Here is a 19,205-nt window from a genome sequence, read left to right as displayed (position 1 = left end):
TAATAACAGTTAGCAATGATGCCCATAATCTTGTCATAATTTTCCTCCAAATATTTGTTTATAATTTATTTTATCGTAAATAACTTGAAGTTACAAAACTTAATTAAAAGGTTATGACTTGAAATTTTGACCAAATTTGATTATTATAAATGTATGTTAGCACTCTTTAATGTTAAGTGCTAAACTTTAGGTTTTTTAAGGAGGAACAATCATGCTAAAACCAATTGGAAATCGTGTGATTATTGAGAAAAAAGAACAAGAACAAACAACTAAAAGTGGTATTGTTTTAACTGATAGTGCTAAAGAAAAATCAAACGAAGGCGTTATCGTTGCAGTAGGAACTGGACGTCTATTAAATGATGGTACAAGAGTGACTCCTGAAGTGAAAGAAGGGGACCGTGTCGTGTTCCAACAATATGCTGGTACAGAAGTTAAACGAGATAATGAAACATATCTAGTATTAAATGAAGAAGATATTTTAGCAGTTATTGAATAATACAAAACTAAATTCATAGATAAATTAAAAAGAACGAAAATGAAATATGACTAAACAAATGGAGGTTTATCATTTATGGTTAAACAATTGAAATTCTCTGAAGATGCGCGTCAAGCAATGTTACGTGGTGTTGACCAACTTGCAAATGCAGTTAAAGTAACGATTGGTCCTAAAGGACGTAATGTTGTATTAGATAAAGAGTTTACAGCACCTTTAATTACGAACGATGGTGTAACGATTGCTAAAGAAATCGAATTAGAAGATCCATATGAAAATATGGGAGCTAAACTAGTTCAAGAAGTCGCAAATAAGACAAATGAAATTGCTGGTGACGGTACGACAACTGCAACAGTATTAGCTCAAGCAATGATTCAAGAAGGCTTGAAAAATGTTACAAGTGGTGCGAACCCAGTTGGTTTACGACAAGGTATCGACAAAGCAGTTAAAGTTGCTGTTGAAGCGTTACATGAAAATTCTCAAAAAGTTGAAAATAAAAATGAAATTGCGCAAGTAGGTGCGATTTCAGCAGCAGATGAAGAAATTGGACGTTATATTTCTGAAGCTATGGAAAAAGTAGGTAACGATGGTGTCATTACAATTGAAGAATCAAATGGACTAAACACTGAACTAGAAGTGGTTGAAGGTATGCAATTTGATCGTGGTTATCAATCACCGTATATGGTTACTGATTCAGATAAAATGGTTGCTGAATTAGAACGCCCATACATTTTAGTAACAGATAAGAAAATCTCGTCTTTCCAAGATATCTTACCTTTATTAGAACAAGTGGTTCAATCTAATCGTCCAATCTTAATTGTAGCTGATGAAGTTGAAGGCGATGCATTAACAAATATCGTGCTAAACCGTATGCGTGGCACATTTACAGCTGTTGCAGTAAAAGCACCTGGTTTTGGTGATCGTAGAAAAGCGATGCTTGAAGATTTAGCTATTTTAACTGGTGCGCAAGTGATTACTGATGATTTAGGCTTAGATTTAAAAGATGCATCAATTGATATGTTAGGTACTGCAAGTAAAGTAGAAGTAACTAAAGATAATACCACTGTTGTTGATGGTGACGGTGACGAAAACAGCATTGATGCACGTGTTAGCCAATTGAAATCTCAAATTGAAGAAACTGAATCTGACTTTGATCGTGAAAAATTACAAGAGCGCTTAGCTAAATTAGCAGGCGGTGTTGCAGTTATCAAGGTAGGTGCAGCAAGTGAAACAGAACTTAAAGAACGTAAATTACGTATTGAAGATGCTTTAAACTCTACACGTGCAGCAGTTGAAGAAGGTATTGTTGCAGGTGGTGGTACTGCACTAGTAAATGTTTACCAAAAAGTAAGTGAAATTGAAGCTGAAGGCGACATTGAAACAGGTGTGAATATTGTACTTAAAGCATTAACTGCACCAGTTCGCCAAATTGCTGAAAATGCAGGATTAGAAGGCTCTGTCATCGTTGAACGCTTGAAAAATGCAGAACCAGGTGTTGGTTTTAACGCTGCTACAAACGAGTGGGTTAATATGTTAGAAGCAGGTATCGTTGATCCAACTAAAGTAACACGCTCAGCATTACAACATGCAGCAAGTGTTGCAGCAATGTTCTTAACGACTGAAGCGGTTGTAGCATCAATTCCAGAAAAAAATAATGACCAACCTAACATGGGTGGCATGCCAGGAATGATGTAAAACTGTTTATAGTTTTGACTAACTAGAAAATTACATTATGCACGAGTATGATTCATTCTAAGTATAAATTAGAATGCACGCAAATATATTTTAATTACGAGACGTCTTCCATTTGGTGACTAAACTTATGGGAGGCGTCTTTTTTGTATGAATTTGTGATTTTAGCATAGATATTCATAGTGGTATTGATATCTTTATGCCGTAATCGTTCTTGTATTTCTTTAATGTGTACACCTGATTCTATGAGCAATGCGCAATGTGTGTATCTGAATGAGTGCGTAGAGATATTTTTGAGTATGCTGGTACGTGACATAATGGTTTGTATCCACATTGATAGTTTTTTCATTACAATGGTTATCATTATATAATTCGTTTTTCCAATTATTTTGAACGTTTATCTTATAATCACGCAACACCTTTATTACATTTGGGTCAACGGAAATCTTACCGATAGAACTTTCAGTTTTAGGGGGAAGTATCTGAAATTTCTTCTTGTTATTATTTGGATTGTAATATGTTTTAGTAATACTAATCGTGTTGTTTTCAAAATCAATATCAGACCACTTCAATGCTAGTATCTCGCCAGCACGACAGCCGGTATATGCAAGTGTGCTAAAGACTTCAAAGCTAGTTAACGGGGCGATGATGAAATAAATACTGATGATTTCTTTTTAATAGGTGATGAAGATTCTGACGAATTGATGATAGACGATAATGTCAATGATCATATTATAAAGAATCACATAGAAATGATTGTTGACAGATTAGCGACCGATAAAGAGTTTTATATTTTTGACTCCCTTATACAAGGACTTAGTTATCAAGATATTAGTAGTGCCTTAGATTGTTCAGAACAATCTGTAATATTATGGTATGAAACCATATTAGATAAAATTGTGGGGGTGATAAAATGAGTGAGTTAACTGCAAAGCAAGCACGTTTTGTGAATGAGTATATTAGAACACTGAATGTAACACAAAGTGCCATAAAAGCAGGATATAACGCAAATAGCGCACATGTGACAGCGTGTAGGTTATTGAAAAAGCCGCACATCAAGCAATATATACAAGAACAAAAAGATAAGATTATAGATGAGAATGTATTAACCGCAAAAGAGTTATTACATGTGCTAACGAATGCGACAGTCGGTGATGAAACAGAAACGAAAGAAGTTGTAGTCAAGCGTGGAGAATATAAAGAAAATCCACAAAGTGGCAAAGTACAATTAGTCTATAATGAACATGTTGAACTGATAGAGGTACCAATAAAACCTAGTGATCGTTTAAAAGCTCGTGAAATGTTGGGTAAATATCATAAATTATTTACAGATAAGCATGATATAAACGGTAATGTACCTATATTCATTAATATTGGTGAATGGGACGGAGGTGATGAGGGGTTAGATAAGGCAGTGAAAGATGTATCTAACGATAATCCTAATCATACTGTGATTGTGGATGATATACCGTTAGAAGATTATGAGTCAATTAGGTTTTTATAAATTGGGTATATATTTTATGGTGTTGCCAGTATTTATTGATAGTATCGGTTAAGACGATGAGAAGAATGAGTGAGATTTAAAAGAGTTGTAAACGCAATATCCTAATGCTGATTTTCATATTGATGATTTAGGGAGGTTTTCAGGAGTAAAAGTATGATATTTTTTTCAAATTACATCAACATTTCAGATTAATTATTGTAATATATAATAAAATGATTTAAGAAAAAGGGAGAAAATGGATAATATAAATAAAAATGAAAAATTTCGTGTTTTGTCAACAATTGCTATTACTATATCATTTATTTTAAATTTTGGGTTGTTTATTTCTCTAGCTATTTGGTCAATAAATTCGATGGGTAATAAACAATGCATTAGTTTGAATTTATTGCTTTCGGATGATACTTTCGCAGTAATTTCAGTAATGACAACTTTGGGAACTGCTATTTTAGGAGGTATAGCACCTTCAATATATGGTATTTTTACATCGCCTATAGATAAAAAAAGTAGTTTTAGGGCTATTAGCGATTGGGAGCAAGAACAAAGAAATAATGTTAAAGATCTGATGATGCTATTACCATTTACATTACTTAGTATTTTAATTGTGATTTTTATTTTTCAGTTTGCATATTCTAAACTATTTAATACGATAGCTATTATAATATTTATTATAATACTTGTTGTTATGTTTTTTTTAATTTTATTAATCTGTTATAAAATTACTGTGATGATATGCAGATATTTTTCAAAAGAATAGCAATGATTTGTTTACGCTGAGAAACGTCCTGATTTGCAGTGAGAAATGATTTTGCGTATCTATTGTATGTAACAATAGGTACATAATATTTTTAGGGTGGGTTATATGAGCATAATTACAAGATTGTTTAATAACAGTGATTTTGAAAAATTAAATCAACTATGTAAATTATATGATGATCTAGGTTATCCAACAAATGAGAATGATTTAAAAAAGAGACTAAAGAAAATAACGAATCATGATGATTACTTCCTACTGCTTTTGATAAAAGAAAATAAAATAATTGGTTTAAGTGGTATGTGTAAAATGATGTTTTACGAAAAAAATGCAGAGTATATGAGAATCCTTGCGTTTGTTATACATTCTGAATTTAGGAAAAAAGGTTATGGAAAGAGATTATTAGCTGATTCTGAAGAATTTTCTAAACGGTTGAATTGTAAAGCAATAACACTAAATAGTGGTAATAGAAATGAAAGACTATCTGCACATAAACTATATAGTGATAATGGGTATGTTAGCAATACATCTGGGTTTACTAAACAACTATAAGTGTGAGCATTCGTATAATACGATGTAGGAACATATTTTATTGTAAATGTTGCATGTATGCCTCGTATTATGACTTATTTAAAGGGAGAAAAAAGGGCATAATTCTTCGATTGTTGGAGAAATGGACTAGATTTTCGAGATTTTCCAACAATAAATCAATGTTGGAAAACAGTTTTTGAGTGACATAATTATGACATAATAGAATTGAAAAACTAAAAATAATAGCGTTGTCTAAAAATTAAAACGCTGATTTAATAATCTTTAAAGCGTGTATTAAAGTAAGTTTTTATTAGTGCATAATGCCGGGAATGATGTAAAACTGTATATAGTTTTGACTAATTAGAAAATTACATTATGAACGAGTATGATGTATTCTAAGTACAAATTAGAATGCACGCAAATATATTTTAATTACGAGACGTTTTCCATTTGGTGACTAGACTTATGGGAGGCGTCTTTTTTATGTGCTAATTTGTAATTGAGATTCATAATGGTATTTAAATCATTATGGTGCGGGAGTTATGGTATTGCCATAATATGAGAGTGCATCCACTTCTATAAGTAATGCATATTGCGAGTGCAGGAATGAATGAGTGCTTGATTAAAATCCTTATGGGTGGTTGACATAATTAAAAGAAACCACATTTAAAATTTCTTAATCACAAGCGGTTAACTAGGTATAGTTTAGTTTTGAGTAAATCTTTTTAAAGGTGTACTTGTGCATTTTACTTAATTAAAGACATAAGACATTTAATGGGCCTAAAATAAATAAAAAACTACCTGTTTAGGTAGTTTTTTTAATGTAATAGATTAAAACACTAGTTCATTTCTTGTTAAAGATGGATAAGCTATTTTATAGATAAATTTGTCCTTTAGTGTAGCGGTAATTTTTAGGACTTTTTGGTGGTATAAATGTTCTTAATAAAGTTAATAGTCCTACTTTACCGCAAAGCATAACGAATATAATAATTATTTTAGTAATACCATGATATTCTGTGGTAAGGTTCATACTTAACCCGACTGTTCCAAATGCAGAAACCACTTCGAATAATAACTTGATTAATGATATGTTCGGATTAATTATCGATAATATAAAAGTAATGATACTGATAAATAGAAATGAGATATTAATGGTAACAATAGATAGTTTTATATGTTTGTCAGATATTTCTTTATTGAATACTGAAACATTATTTTCTTTACGTATATAATTTAGAACAAATATAAACGCCACTGCAAAAGTAGTTATTTTAATTCCTCCAGCTGCACTGAGAGGGGCACCACCAATAAACATAAGTAGCATTAACATTAAGGCGGTAGATTTGTTAATGCTTGCTATATCTATACTGTTAAAACCCGCTGTTCGTGTTGTTACTGATTGGAAAAAAGAATTTCCGATTTTTTCAACTAGTCCCATATGTTGCATAGTATTAAACTGTTCTAATAAAAAGAATGTAATAGCTCCTATAATTATTAGGATACTAGTTGTAGTTAAGACTAATTTAGAATGTAAAGATAATTTACTCAATTTTTTACAATTAATAAAGTCTATTACGACAAAATGTCCAATACCTCCAAATATTATGAGTATTGAGATTGTAATAATGACAATTGGATCACTAGAATAATCTATTAAGTTATTCTTAAAAAGGGCAAATCCGGCATTATTAAAAGCTGATACTGATGTGAATAAACTTAAAAATAATCCTTTGCCTATACCAAATTTTGGTATAAAAGATAAACACAAACAAATCATACCAATTAATTCAGTGACTAAACTATAAATAGCCAAGTGTTTAATTAGCTTAATAACACCACCAGGTTCGTCAATATTCCATGTAACCATAATCAAGAATCTATTTTTCATTGATATCTTTCTATTTAAAAATACTAGTGTCAATAGGGTTACGGTTACGATACCCAGACCACCTATTTGAATTAATAATAGTATTACTATTTCACCAAGTATATTAAACTGTGACCCTATATCAACTGGAGATAGGCCAGTAACTGTAAATGCACTTGAAGCTATAAATAGGGCATCTAAAAAAGATATTGGCTTTTTACCAGTGAAAGGTAAATACAATAAAAGTGCACCTATGATAGTTGTAGAGAAGAATAGCATTAAATAAAAATATAAAGGTTTGTGGACTTTGTTCATTTTAATTGCATACTCCTTTATATTATAAATTAATAATTAGATAATATCATAAATGAAAATAGAAATGTTACTGATGTGTATTACTAACAGGCGTTGACTAATTCTTTTAATATTTTATAATTGAAAATGAATATCAATTAAAAAACAAAAGGATGATATTATGAAAAGATTAATTGGAATTTTATTATGTAATTTATTTATTTTGACTGCGTGTTCAGCATCTGTCGATAAAACAAGTAACTCGACAAAGACTACAGACTATAAAATTGAAAATGGTGAAACACTGAAAGTACCAGAGAAACCTAAAAGAGTTGCTGTATTAACTGGATTTTATGTTGGTGATTTTATAAAGTTAGGAATCAAACCAATTGCTGTTTCAGATATAACTAAAGATTCTTCAATTTTAAAACCTTATTTAAAAGGGGTTGATTATATTGGAGAAAATGATGTTGAAAGAGTTGCTAAAGCAAAACCAGATTTAATTGTTGTAGATGCTATGGATAAAAATATAAAAAAATACCAAAAAATAGCGCCAACAATCCCATATACATACAATAAATACAATCATAAAGAAATATTAAAAGAAATAGGCAAGTTGACTAATAATGAAGATAAAGCTAAAAAATGGATTGAAGAGTGGGACGATAAAACTAGAAAAGATAAAAAAGAAATTCAAAGTAAAATTGGTCAAGCAACAGCATCTGTGTTTGAACCAGATGAAAAGCAAATATACATATATAACTCTACATGGGGTCGTGGTTTGGATATTGTTCATGATGCATTCGGTATGCCAATGACAAAGCAATATAAAGATAAATTACAAGAAGATAAAAAAGGCTATGCTTCCATTTCAAAAGAAAATATTAGTAAATATGCTGGTGATTATATATTTTTAAGTAAACCTTCGTACGGAAAATTTGATTTTGAAAAAACACATACATGGCAGAATATTGAAGCTGTAAAAAAAGGACATGTAATTTCATATAAAGCAGAAGATTATTGGTTCACAGATCCTATTACATTAGAACATTTGAGAAGTAAATTAAAAAAAGAAATTTTAAATAAAAAATAATAGAAATAAGTTGTAAAAATTTTCTTATGCATTGGTACTAATGTTTTTAAGGAGTGATTAAATGAAGCAACTGGTTGGAATTCCCGAATCAATGTTAATTCCTTTGATAGCTCGAGCAAAAGAGTACGAAAACGAAAAACCAATAATAAAAGACGCACTATCTAAAAAAATATTTGATGGTTTAGATGATATGTACAAAAATGTTACATGTGATGACATGTCTCAAATTGGAATTAGTATACGTACTGTGATAATAGATTGTGTTACTAAGAGGCTTATCAAGGATAATAAAGATTTAATCGTGGTCAATATAGGTTGTGGCTTAGATACAAGGTTTCAAAGATTTAATAAAGAAAAAATATCATGGATAGATTTAGATGTACCAGAATCAATAGAAATACGAAAAACATTTTTTAAAGAAAGTAATAGTTATAAGATGATATCTAAATCTATGCTAGATTACAGTTGGATTGATGATGTCAAAAATTATAAATTTTTTAATAGTAAGTCAGATATATTGTTTATTATTGAAGGTGTATTGATGTATTTTGATGAGAGTGTAATGACTCAATTATTGGACACTATTATCAAAAAGATGGGAGATCATAATTTGACATTTGCGATTGAATTTTGCTCAAAAACAATTGCGAATAATACAAAGAGACATCAATCGGTATCAAAGTTATCCTCACAACCTGTTTTTAAATATGGTTACAATGATTTAAAAAAATTGAATGAAATTTTACCAAATACAATAAGAGTAATACATGAATATAATTATTTTGACTATTATAAGAATCGATGGGGCTTATTTGGATATTGTAGATTTATACCTTATTTAAAAAAAGGTTAAACAATAAAATAGTACTTATGAAATATAAAGTTCCAAAGAGACAGAGACATTAAGTTCTTAGACAATGTAAAAAAGCTGATTTCTATAAATTATTTGATAGAAATCAGCTTTTTTCAAATGTATTTGATAATTTACAGCTCGTTGAGCTGCTGTTTTCTAGGGATTTATGTCCCATTCCTTTTACGAGAAGGTTTTTACGAGTTTTATGTAACTATTAGAAGCTATCTTTTTATATGACCATTAGTCAATATATGTATGACAAATCAGCACAATAATTTCAGTTTTACATCACTTAATCAATGAAAATGTGCTTGTTGATATTTGAATATTTACATTCAAACAATATTCATCGTTATTTCTATCAACTTAAAATTCGCAATAAAAAACTGCCAGCATGCGAATAGGGCAGCTGACAGCATCGTTCTTATTTCTCTTTTAAATATTTAATGGAAGCCTCTTTAAAAATATCAATATATTTCAGATACATATCTTTTTCAATATATTCATCGATTTGATGTGCCATTAATGGATTACCTGGTCCAAAAATGGCTAAATCAACATTGTCCTTATTATCTCCTAAGAAACTAGAGGCATCTGTTGCACCTACAAGCGCTGAAACAAATATTTCGTCTTGTTCTACATAACTAGAAGCTACATCTTTAATCGTAGTAATTAATTTGCTATTTTTATCGCTTGTTACAGGTCGGTGATTGCTTGGAATATCGAGTGAAAGCTTATTGCTATCCACATCATTAATGATATTTTGGAAAAACGATTCTATAAAGTCGTTATCATACTCAGGAACTGGTCTTACGTTAAATTCAAGTGAAGCTTCATCTGGTACAGAGTTAAATTGTTTGCCGCCATTTATAATCGAACATACAGCTGTAAGACCAGATGCATAATTTGCATCCTCTTCAGAAATTTCTTTTCCAATCAATGATTTGAACATAGGCGCAACATCTAATTCATGTTTAGTATCTTGTTGTTTAAGCTCTGAATATTTTTCTTTAAATAGATTATAAAATTCAAGCAGTGTATCAATTGCATTGTCACCAATAAATGGAACTGAGCTATGGACAGCTTTACCAGTTGCAGTTACTTTACATGACATAGACCCCTTATGTGCATAATAAATTCCAGATCCAGTTGGTTCAGCAATAATTAAGCCATCGACATCGTCTAAATAGCCTTTATCAGCTAATAATTTGGCACCTTCTTGTTCTTTCTCTTCGCCAGCAGTAGCTAGTAATCTTATCGTTCCTTGAGGCAATTGATTTTGTTCTTTTAATTCAATGAGTGTGATGACCAAAGCCATCAGACCGCCTTTCATATCCGTTGTGCCTCGACCGTATAATTTGCCAGCTTTTTCTGTGAGTTGAAAAGGGGGATAAGTCCAATTATCTTGATTTCCTGCATCAACAACATCCATATGACCACTCAATGCGAGTATAGGTGAGCCGTTACCGATTTCTGCAACGATATTGGCGCGGTGTTCATTAACTTTCAAAATTTCAGATTTAATATCGTACTTGTCGAATAAATCTTTTAAATAATTACAAACGTCTATTTCATTATTATTTTCAGTTTGTAGTTCAACAATATCTGCTAGTAATTGAATTTTTTCTTTTTCACTAAAAGTTGTCATTAAGCTCACACCTTTTCAAAGTAGTATATATATTTATATAAACATAATTTTTATTCTTAAACATAATTTAAAATGCAGAAAGTAGCGTGTTATTTGATTTCGTTCTATGAAATTAACTGTCTAGTATCAACGATCTTATTAACACTGATATCGGGTATGCTTAATTTTATAGTAAATTGTATGAGAAAGATACAGGATATTATTTAGCTAATAATTATATATAAATTTCAAATCGATGGTTATTAACTACTAAATAAAAATATTTACTAAATTAATGACTTTGTACACACATTATTTTTAAAGAGGATAAAGTATTTAATAATATTAACAAAATCATTTAATAAATAGTTAAATATATATTCTCTATTTTTGTGATATTATTCACATGTCGATACATATCAACAAATATCAATCATACGAAAGAAGGTTATAACAATGAAAAATAAAAAACGTGTTTTAATAGCGTCATCATTATCATGTGCAATTTTATTGTTATCAGCAGCAACGACTCAAGCAAATTCAGCTCATAAAGACTCGCAAGACCAAAATAAGAAAGAACATGTTGATAAGTCTCAACAAAAAGAGAAACGTAATGTTACTAATAAAGATAAAAATTCAACAGTACCTGATGATATTGGGAAAAACGGTAAAATCACAAAACGAACTGAAACTGTATATGATGAGAAAACAAATATACTCCAAAATTTACAATTCGACTTTATCGATGATCCAACTTATGACAAGAATGTATTACTTGTTAAAAAACAAGGCTCAATTCATTCAAATTTAAAGTTTGAATCTCATAAAGAAGAAAAAAATTCAAATTGGTTAAAGTATCCAAGTGAGTACCATGTAGATTTTCAAGTAAAAAGAAATCCTAAAACTGAAATATTAGACCAATTGCCGAAAAATAAAATTTCAACTGCGAAAGTAGACAGTACATTTTCATATAGCTCAGGTGGTAAATTCGATTCAACGAAAGGTATTGGACGAACTTCATCAAATAGCTACTCCAAAACGATTAGTTATAATCAGCAAAATTATGACACAATTGCCAGCGGTAAAAATAATAACTGGCATGTACACTGGTCAGTTATTGCGAATGACTTGAAGTATGGTGGAGAAGTGAAAAATAGAAATGATGAATTATTATTCTATAGAAATACGAGAATTGCTACTGTTGAAAACCCTGAACTAAGCTTTGCTTCAAAATATAGATACCCAGCATTAGTAAGAAGTGGCTTTAATCCAGAATTTTTAACTTATTTATCTAATGAAAAGTCAAATGAGAAAACGCAATTTGAAGTAACATACACACGAAATCAAGATATTTTGAAAAACAGACCTGGAATACATTATGCACCTCCAATTTTAGAAAAAAATAAAGAAGGTCAAAGATTAATTGTCACTTATGAAGTTGATTGGAAAAATAAAACAGTTAAAGTCGTTGATAAATACTCTGATAATAAATCATTTAGAGAAGGATAAAATCGAAGGGAAGGATTACAAATGATTAAACAACTATATAAAAATATCACAATTTGTACGTTAGCACTATCGACTACTTTCACTGTATTACCAGCTACTTCTTATGCAAAAATTAATTCTGAAATTAAAGCTGTTTCTGAGAAGAATCTTGATGGTGATACTAAAATGTATACACGTACAGCTACAACAAGTGATAGTCAAAAAAATATTACTCAAAGCTTACAATTTAACTTCTTAACTGAACCTAATTATGATAAAGAAACAGTATTTATTAAAGCGAAAGGAACAATAGGTAGTGGTTTAAGAATTCTAGACCCAAATGGTTATTGGAATAGTACATTAAGATGGCCTGGATCTTATTCAGTTTCAATTCAAAATGTTGATGACAACAACAATACAAATGTGACTGACTTTGCACCAAAAAATCAGGATGAATCAAGAGAAGTTAAATATACGTATGGTTATAAAACAGGTGGAGATTTTTCGATTAATCGTGGAGGGTTAACTGGAAATATTACAAAAGAGAGTAATTATTCAGAGACGATTAGTTATCAACAACCATCGTATCGTACATTACTTGATCAATCTACGTCACATAAAGGTGTAGGTTGGAAAGTAGAAGCACATTTGATAAATAATATGGGACATGACCATACGAGACAATTAACTAATGATAGTGATAATAGAACTAAAAGTGAAATCTTTTCTTTAACACGAAATGGAAATTTATGGGCGAAAGATAATTTTACTCCTAAGAATAAGATGCCTGTAACTGTTTCTGAAGGGTTTAATCCAGAATTTTTAGCTGTTATGTCACATGATAAAAAAGATGAAGGTAAATCAAAATTTGTTGTTCATTATAAAAGATCAATGGATGAGTTTAAAATAGATTGGAATCGTCATGGTTTCTGGGGCTATTGGTCTGGTGAAAACCATGTAGATAAAAAAGAAGAAAAATTATCAGCATTATATGAAGTTGATTGGAAGACACATAATGTGAAGTTTGTAAAAGTACTTAATGATAATGAAAAGAAATAAGTAATAAAAGTTGCCTGCTACATAGAATGTAGTAGGTAACTTTTATTTATATTTGAATAGATAGATTTATTATGATGTGCAGTGTATGAATCTTGTTTGAGTGTAGAGTAAAGACTTGTATTAATGAAAAATTAAAATTGTTAAGATGATTTTATTAAAATGTAAGTCAATTCAAATTTTAACAATATAACTCGCTTCGACCTTTTAGAACGAAGCGAGTTATTAGTTAGTTGAGCACTATTTACTATAGGCTTTGATTGGATAATGATCTGAAAAATCATTGTAAACGTAGTAATATGGGAACGCATATACATCCCATGGCTTAGGTTTTTCAGTCACAACTTCATTGACTAATTGTTTTGGTTGTTTATGATCTTTATCTGTAAATATATAGTCTAAATGTTCTGGTTTACCATTAGGGTAATTATATTTCGCAATTGAATTTGATTGAGGGTCCCATGTGCTATTATGACCTGCATATAGAACATCATTTACATTCAAGTTTTTAAGCATATCTTTGAACTCTGGAGTGCCTTTATTAACATTAAGGTCACCACCTATATATACCGTTTCATCTTTAGGGATATTTTTCTTTTTAACAAAGTCACTGATTTCTTTCATTTGTTCAGCTCTAATTTTTCGATCATGTCCAGCACCACAACGTGAATCTTCAGATTGTGTATGTGTACCGATAACGTGAACGTTCTTACCATTTTTCTCTATTTTTGTATAAACAAAGCCTTTGTTGCTATCATTATCGAATCCACAACCGCTTTTGAAAACATGCTGGATTTTTTCTTTAATAGGATATTTACTTACAATCGCTACGCCACCATCTTCTGCAACAGTTGATGAGTAGCTACCTTCAGTTTTGTCCCACCCTGATTGAGAACGGCCGAGTACAGGTGTTTGATAAGGATATTCTTTTTTCACATTACTTAATAATTTGTCTGATGCACCATTATCAAATGCTTCATTGAATATTACGACATCATTATTTTTAATATAAGAAGATTGTCCGATTAAATCAGCGCGTTTATATTGCCCCCAGTTTGGATACATAGAAACCTTGTAACAACAGTATTTATTGGGTTTGGAGTCCCTAATGGGTCCCTAAATTACATACTTTCTAAAATTTTAGTTGTTTTTTTGTCCTCTTCATTAAATTTTTCTTCTAACAAATGAGAATACACGGATGTAGTTATTGCTATATTTTTATGACCTAATCTTTTAGAAATGTAATGTATAGATACACCTTTTGCTAGTAAATAAGAACAATGAGTGTGTCTTAATGCGTGCGATGTAATAATTGGTATATTATTGACTCTACAGGCTGATTTCAAAGCATTATTGATAGCCTGAAGGTTAATTATAGATCCGGCTTCTTTGAAAATGTAACCATCATAGCTAATTGCAAATGTACTTATGACGTCCATAATGTGTTTCATATCAGATTTAGCGATACTGATATATCTAGGGGAAGTATCGGTTTTTCGCTCGTCAATAAATATAGTGTTTTTCACTTGGTTGATATGCTCAGTCTTTATATTTCTTGCACCACTGACACGACAACCCGTACAAATCATTATGAATAACGCTAATGATGAACGAGTTCTCTTCTTTCTGACGTGATCTTTTAGTATTTCATATTCAGTTACCGAGATGAATTTTTCTTGTTCTGACTTCGTAGGTTTTCCGGCTTTATAATTAACTTTATAAGCGGGGTTTTTAAAAATAAATCCATCATATAATGCGTCATCTAAAGCTGACCGAATAGCACCGTTTGTTTTTCTTATAGTTTCTTTTGCGTGTTCTTTTGAATAGTCGTTTATGAATTTCTGATAAACTTGTCTATTTATCTTTGATAACTCCATTTTACCTATTTTATGTTTTTGTATATGTTGTAATGCATTTCTATAATGACGGTAGGTATTTTCTTTAACAACAGGTTGTTTATACGTTTTAATCCAATTTTCGAAGTATTCTTCAAGAGTTATATAGTTATCTATATTAAAACCACTTCTTAACTCATTTAACTTGTCTAGTCCAGCAGAATTAGCTTCACGCTTTGTTCTAAAACCTTTCTTACGGTATCTTTTTCCTTCATGCTTAAATTCATATTGCCATTTTTTACCATCGTAACAACGTGTTTTCATGCGTTCCCTCCTCAAAATTGGCAAAAAATAATAAGGGTAGGCGAGCTACCCGAAAAATAATGATTATAATATAATTAATAGGTTTATTTTGTTTCTTTATAAGAGATATCGACATCCAAATGGAATTTCTCAGACTCTACAGTTTTATTGTCTTCATAAATTTTTAAAAAACTTTTTGGTAGCCCATCATCTCCTGTGTAGAATAAATCATATGAAAAGGTGTCATTATTATTTAAATGAAACGTTACTTTACCAATATTAAACCCAGAATAAAATTTTGATTTATGACCGTATTCTTCTCCTTTTTTAGTGCCGTTATGTCCATAAATGTTGTATTCTTCTTGAAGGTACCTTCTTAATTTGATATCAATCTCTTGAGCGGTAACAAATTTTTTATTTGTCGAAACTTTATTGGTAGAAATAGTTTTGTGATTTCCATTGATCCATATATTTATAGGTATATTTCTAGGTTTATCTAGATATTCGTTAGTAGCTGTGATTCCACCATATATGTATTTAGTGTTACACTGGCCATTATAACTAATACCAAAAACATCAAGTTTTTTTCCTTTGAAATTACTAAATTTATTAAAATCTTTTGATTCTGAAATTAAATCATAGGATTCATTTGAAAATTGTAGTTGATTAGCTATAGGAGTATCATTGTCTTTTACATCTTTTAAATTTATAAAGTCTTTTTTTGTATAAAAATTCCTGAGATTATCAATTCCTATATCACCTTGAGCGCTGGCATTATTAGAGACACCTAAAATTATTATATTTATTAATAAGATGCTTATTAATTTTTTCATTGCCTTTTCTCCTTAAATTATATTTATTCAGTTTTCTCATATGAAATCTCTACATCCAAATGAAAATTCTCTGCATCTATAGTTTTATTATCATTGTAAATTTTTAAAAAACTCTCTGCTTGACCAGTTCCGGTGTAAAACAAATCGTATGTAAAAGAAGGTTCATTATTTAAATGGAAAGTAATTTTTCCTTTGTTAAACCCAGAATTAAATTTTGACTTATATCCATATTCCTGACCTTTCTTTGTTTTATTAAAACCATATATATTGTATTCGTTTTGTAGGTATTTTCGTAACTTAATATCAATCTCTTGAGCAGTTACTTCTTTTTTTTGAGTAGAAACTTTGTCTGTAGATATAGTATTTTGCTTACCATTGACCCAGAGATTAATAGGTATATTTCTAGGTTTATCTAAATTTTGATTTGCCAACGTAATTCCACCATACATATATTTTGTATTACAAAGACCTGAGTAACTTATTCCAAAGATATCTACTTTATGATCTTTTAATCTCTTCGCTTCATATTCATTATGAAACTGTGAATATAAAGTGTATTTTCCATCAATATACTCTAATTGATGAGAAGTAGAAAAATTTCCAGAACTAACTCCTTGAAGCTTTTCAGGTTGATAATTAGCATAAAAGTTTCTAAGATTGATTACCCCTACATCAGCATATGCTAGATTGTTTTTTATTAAAAATGTGAAGAAAAACAAGCTAACAGTGAGAACTCTAAATATTTTATTCATTTTCATTTCTCCTTTGCTTACTTTTTATATTTAAGCGCCACATAGGCGCTGTTAAAACTTCAATTCTTTAATCCACATATATTTAAAAGTGAGGTAGTAGGTAATAAATATAAGACTTAAAGTTAAGATTGCTTTTTTCATGTCAATTTCTCCTTTGTTTATATTTATATTAAAGCGCTAAATATACGTTATTAATCACAATACAACTTTGCCCATTACTTTAATATCACTAAACGAAGCGACTTTGATATCATCATACTTCGGATTTAGAGATACCAAATTAATATAGTCTTCGCATATATCTACACGCTTGATAAGACTTACTCCATCTAATACAACGAGTGCAATTGTACCATCTTTAATAGAATCTTCTTTCTTAATAAAAGCGTATGTTCCTTGTTTTAACATAGGTTCCATTGAATCACCATTAACTAAAATACAAAAATCAGCATTTGATGGCGTTTCGTCTTCTTTAAAAAATACTTCTTCATGCAATATGTCATCATATAATTCTTCTCCTATGCCAGCACCAGTTGCACCACATGCAATATACGATACTAGTTTAGACTCTTTATATCCATCTATAGAAGTGACTTTATTCTGTTCTTCCAATTGTTCATTTGCATAGTTAAGTACGTTTTCTTGGCGGGGAGGTGTGAGTTGAGAAAATATGTTATTGATTTTTGACATTATCGTTTCATCTTGACGTTCTTCATCAGGAACTCGATAAGAATCTACATCATACCCCATAAGCCACGCTTCACCAACGTTCAGAGTTTTAGAAAGTAGGTAAATTCTATCTTGGTCGGGTGATTGTACGTCGTTAATATATTGAGATAAAGTGCTTTTACTTAAAGATATACCTAGTTTCTTTTGATAAGGTTTCGATTTATTAATGATATCTACTTGTTTTAAGTTTCTTATTTTCATAATGTGTTTAAGTCTATTTGAAACTTTTTCTCTCATTTAGTGCACCTCCGTTTGATAACTTCATAATAAAGCTTGTTGAACAAAAATTCAACAAAAAAGTTCATAAATCATGAATTTTTGTATTGACTTGATTCAAAACAAGGTGTAAAGTATAGTTAAGTTCATGATACGTGAACTTGAGAGGAGGTGCTTTTATGTGTTACGACTACCCACGTTTGAGCGGGAAAATAGTAGAAAAGTATGGCACTCAGTACAATTTTGCAATTGCTATGAAATTGTCAGAGAGAAGTTTATCCTTAAAACTCAACGGTAAAGTTGGTTGGAAAGACAGTGAAATATGGAAAGCTATACAACTACTAGATATACCGGTAGAGAAAATACACTTATATTTTTTTAAAGAAAAAGTTCATGTTATATGAACTTAAGGAGGGACACAATGGAACAAATCACGTTAACCAAAGAAGAGTGTGTCGAACAATGCATCAATAAAGACTTAAAACTTTTAGATTATCGAGTTCAACAAATTTTAGAAGGTGTTCTATCAGAAAGTACCACATACGGTGATGCAAGAAATAAATTAGAAACATTGAAAATTATTGCTGAATCTCATTTTAAAACCGAACATGCTTCAGTTATTTACAAATTAGCATTGAAAAAGTTAGACGAAAAAATCAACGCCACTCCAATTAAAGAGTGACGGAAAGGGAGGATTTTAAATGTTTAAGGTTTTAAATGATATAAAAACTTCTTTAAAAAACCATCCTTGGGGTTGGAAAGAGCACTTACCTTATTTGCTGATGTTAACTCTGTCACTTGTGGCTCTGATTCTCGGTGTTCTGTCCGCGATTCTATGATAACAGGCTTTATATAGATTCCTTTGTTGGTAGTGACTTTGATAGTCACATCCCATTCCCATATCACTGGATATTCTTCGAGCAAAAAAGTACATTCTACACTTTCATAAGGTCCTAAAGTAAATGGAATGGAGTAGTTTTTATCTTTATATCGTATAGGTTTGAACGTTTTTTGTTCATTTACTTTATTTTTAATATCAAATTCAACGTCAATAACAGAAATGGGAAACTTTGTGAAATTAATAAATGTTATATCGTTGTAACTTGATTTGTCATCGACCAAGTAATTAAAGCTTCTGGTAGGTATAACATCGATGTTAAGAGAATCTTTCATATAGTCTAAATAATATTTAAGTGCAGTCAGTAAGAAACTAAAAATTGCGATACAAATCGCGATTATGTCCATACTTATCACCTCCTTAGGTTGATAACAACATTATACACGAAAG

Annotated in this window: 18 protein-coding genes and 3 pseudogenes; 12 read left to right on the top strand and 9 right to left on the bottom strand. The window is 30.4% G+C overall.

The genetic code is table 11. From position 1 onward, the window contains the following. Nucleotides 1-211: 211 nt before the first annotated feature. On the top strand, nucleotides 212-496 hold the full coding sequence (gene groES, locus IDG66_RS02975; protein WP_000917289.1) for a co-chaperone GroES: 285 nt from the start codon (nucleotides 212-214) through the stop codon (nucleotides 494-496). A 75-nt stretch (nucleotides 497-571) separates the two neighbouring features. Further along, on the top strand, nucleotides 572-2,188 hold the full coding sequence (gene groL, locus IDG66_RS02970; protein WP_000240642.1) for a chaperonin GroEL: 1,617 nt from the start codon (nucleotides 572-574) through the stop codon (nucleotides 2,186-2,188). A gap of 94 nt (nucleotides 2,189-2,282) precedes the next feature. On the opposite strand, the pseudogene IDG66_RS02965 reads toward groL, so the two are convergent. Next, nucleotides 2,283-2,829: pseudogene (locus tag IDG66_RS02965) on the bottom strand (site-specific integrase); the annotation flags it as partial. Nucleotides 2,830-2,889: 60 nt separating this feature from the next. On the opposite strand from IDG66_RS02965, the gene IDG66_RS02960 reads away from it, so the two are divergent. The 4 genes from IDG66_RS02960 (at nucleotide 2,890) to IDG66_RS02945 (ending at nucleotide 4,992) form a co-directional block, all read left to right on the top strand. After that, nucleotides 2,890-3,102 carry a LuxR C-terminal-related transcriptional regulator gene (locus IDG66_RS02960; protein WP_206172175.1) on the top strand — a complete coding sequence of 71 codons (213 nt, stop codon included), beginning with the start codon at nucleotides 2,890-2,892 and terminating at the stop codon, nucleotides 3,100-3,102. Continuing rightward, nucleotides 3,099-3,689, top strand: a complete 591-nt coding sequence (locus tag IDG66_RS02955; RefSeq protein ID WP_001293059.1) for a terminase small subunit — start codon at nucleotides 3,099-3,101, stop codon at nucleotides 3,687-3,689. Before IDG66_RS02960 ends, IDG66_RS02955 begins: the two co-directional genes overlap by 4 nt. 316 nt (nucleotides 3,690-4,005) lie before the next feature. Beyond that, on the top strand, nucleotides 4,006-4,443 hold the full coding sequence (locus IDG66_RS02950; RefSeq protein ID WP_072419900.1) for a hypothetical protein: 438 nt from the start codon (nucleotides 4,006-4,008) through the stop codon (nucleotides 4,441-4,443). A 105-nt stretch (nucleotides 4,444-4,548) separates the two neighbouring features. After that, nucleotides 4,549-4,992, top strand: a complete 444-nt coding sequence (locus tag IDG66_RS02945) for a GNAT family N-acetyltransferase (protein ID WP_000022887.1) — start codon at nucleotides 4,549-4,551, stop codon at nucleotides 4,990-4,992. Between the two features lie 853 nt (nucleotides 4,993-5,845). Here the strand turns inward: IDG66_RS02945 and IDG66_RS02940 are convergent. Continuing rightward, nucleotides 5,846-7,153 (bottom strand): TrkH family potassium uptake protein, encoded by a 1,308-nt coding sequence (locus tag IDG66_RS02940; protein ID WP_001045079.1) that lies wholly within the window; start codon nucleotides 7,151-7,153, stop codon nucleotides 5,846-5,848. A gap of 160 nt (nucleotides 7,154-7,313) precedes the next feature. Here IDG66_RS02940 and IDG66_RS02935 point away from each other — a divergent pair, with 160 nt between their 5' ends. Both IDG66_RS02935 and IDG66_RS02930 read left to right on the top strand, forming a co-directional pair. Further along, the gene (locus tag IDG66_RS02935; RefSeq protein ID WP_000825510.1) at nucleotides 7,314-8,225 is read left to right on the top strand and encodes an iron-hydroxamate ABC transporter substrate-binding protein; all 912 of its coding nucleotides are present in this window, start codon (nucleotides 7,314-7,316) and stop codon (nucleotides 8,223-8,225) included. Nucleotides 8,226-8,286: 61 nt separating this feature from the next. Next, nucleotides 8,287-9,131: pseudogene (locus IDG66_RS02930) on the top strand (class I SAM-dependent methyltransferase). 371 nt (nucleotides 9,132-9,502) lie between these two features. Here the strand turns inward: IDG66_RS02930 and IDG66_RS02925 are convergent. Further along, nucleotides 9,503-10,726, bottom strand: a complete 1,224-nt coding sequence (locus IDG66_RS02925) for an ArgE/DapE family deacylase (RefSeq protein WP_000206623.1) — start codon at nucleotides 10,724-10,726, stop codon at nucleotides 9,503-9,505. Nucleotides 10,727-11,161: 435 nt separating this feature from the next. Here IDG66_RS02925 and lukH point away from each other — a divergent pair, with 435 nt between their 5' ends. Beyond that, nucleotides 11,162-12,214 carry a bi-component leukocidin LukGH subunit H gene (gene lukH / locus IDG66_RS02920; RefSeq protein ID WP_000791417.1) on the top strand — a complete coding sequence of 351 codons (1,053 nt, stop codon included), beginning with the start codon at nucleotides 11,162-11,164 and terminating at the stop codon, nucleotides 12,212-12,214. A gap of 21 nt (nucleotides 12,215-12,235) precedes the next feature. Next, nucleotides 12,236-13,252, top strand: a complete 1,017-nt coding sequence (lukG, locus tag IDG66_RS02915) for a bi-component leukocidin LukGH subunit G (RefSeq protein ID WP_000595401.1) — start codon at nucleotides 12,236-12,238, stop codon at nucleotides 13,250-13,252. Between the two features lie 237 nt (nucleotides 13,253-13,489). Here lukG and sph read toward each other — a convergent pair. The 5 genes and pseudogenes from sph to IDG66_RS02890 form a co-directional block, all read right to left on the bottom strand. After that, a pseudogene (gene sph / locus IDG66_RS02910) lies at nucleotides 13,490-14,314 on the bottom strand (sphingomyelin phosphodiesterase); the annotation flags it as partial. Between the two features lie 56 nt (nucleotides 14,315-14,370). Further along, nucleotides 14,371-15,408 carry a tyrosine-type recombinase/integrase gene (locus tag IDG66_RS02905; protein WP_000857182.1) on the bottom strand — a complete coding sequence of 346 codons (1,038 nt, stop codon included), beginning with the start codon at nucleotides 15,406-15,408 and terminating at the stop codon, nucleotides 14,371-14,373. An 83-nt stretch (nucleotides 15,409-15,491) separates the two neighbouring features. Beyond that, nucleotides 15,492-16,220, bottom strand: a complete 729-nt coding sequence (sek, locus tag IDG66_RS02900; RefSeq protein WP_000733771.1) for a staphylococcal enterotoxin type K — start codon at nucleotides 16,218-16,220, stop codon at nucleotides 15,492-15,494. A 23-nt stretch (nucleotides 16,221-16,243) separates the two neighbouring features. After that, entirely contained in the window at nucleotides 16,244-16,972 is a 729-nt protein-coding gene (seq, locus tag IDG66_RS02895) for a staphylococcal enterotoxin type Q (RefSeq protein WP_001033320.1), read from the bottom strand. A 195-nt stretch (nucleotides 16,973-17,167) separates the two neighbouring features. Then, the gene (locus tag IDG66_RS02890) at nucleotides 17,168-17,938 is read right to left on the bottom strand and encodes a S24 family peptidase (RefSeq protein WP_001208482.1); all 771 of its coding nucleotides are present in this window, start codon (nucleotides 17,936-17,938) and stop codon (nucleotides 17,168-17,170) included. Nucleotides 17,939-18,096: 158 nt separating this feature from the next. Between IDG66_RS02890 and IDG66_RS02885 the strand changes: the two genes are divergently transcribed. Both IDG66_RS02885 and IDG66_RS02880 read left to right on the top strand, forming a co-directional pair. Further along, nucleotides 18,097-18,321, top strand: coding sequence for a DUF739 family protein (locus IDG66_RS02885; RefSeq protein WP_183139276.1), 225 nt, complete (start codon nucleotides 18,097-18,099; stop codon nucleotides 18,319-18,321). A 17-nt stretch (nucleotides 18,322-18,338) separates the two neighbouring features. Beyond that, complete coding sequence (locus IDG66_RS02880; protein ID WP_000435341.1) at nucleotides 18,339-18,599, top strand: transcriptional regulator; 261 nt, start codon at nucleotides 18,339-18,341, stop codon at nucleotides 18,597-18,599. A 23-nt stretch (nucleotides 18,600-18,622) separates the two neighbouring features. Here IDG66_RS02880 and IDG66_RS02875 read toward each other — a convergent pair whose 3' ends face one another. Beyond that, a complete protein-coding gene (locus IDG66_RS02875) occupies nucleotides 18,623-19,162 on the bottom strand; it encodes a hypothetical protein (protein WP_000351243.1) in 540 nt (179 codons plus the stop codon). Nucleotides 19,163-19,205 lie beyond the last annotated feature (43 nt).

The sequence above is a fragment of the Staphylococcus sp. EG-SA-18 genome, from assembly GCF_017151825.1.
Lineage (GTDB): Bacteria > Bacillota > Bacilli > Staphylococcales > Staphylococcaceae > Staphylococcus > Staphylococcus aureus.
The sequence above is the reverse complement of the archived record's forward strand: the minus strand, read 5'-3'. Positions and strand labels throughout refer to the sequence as shown.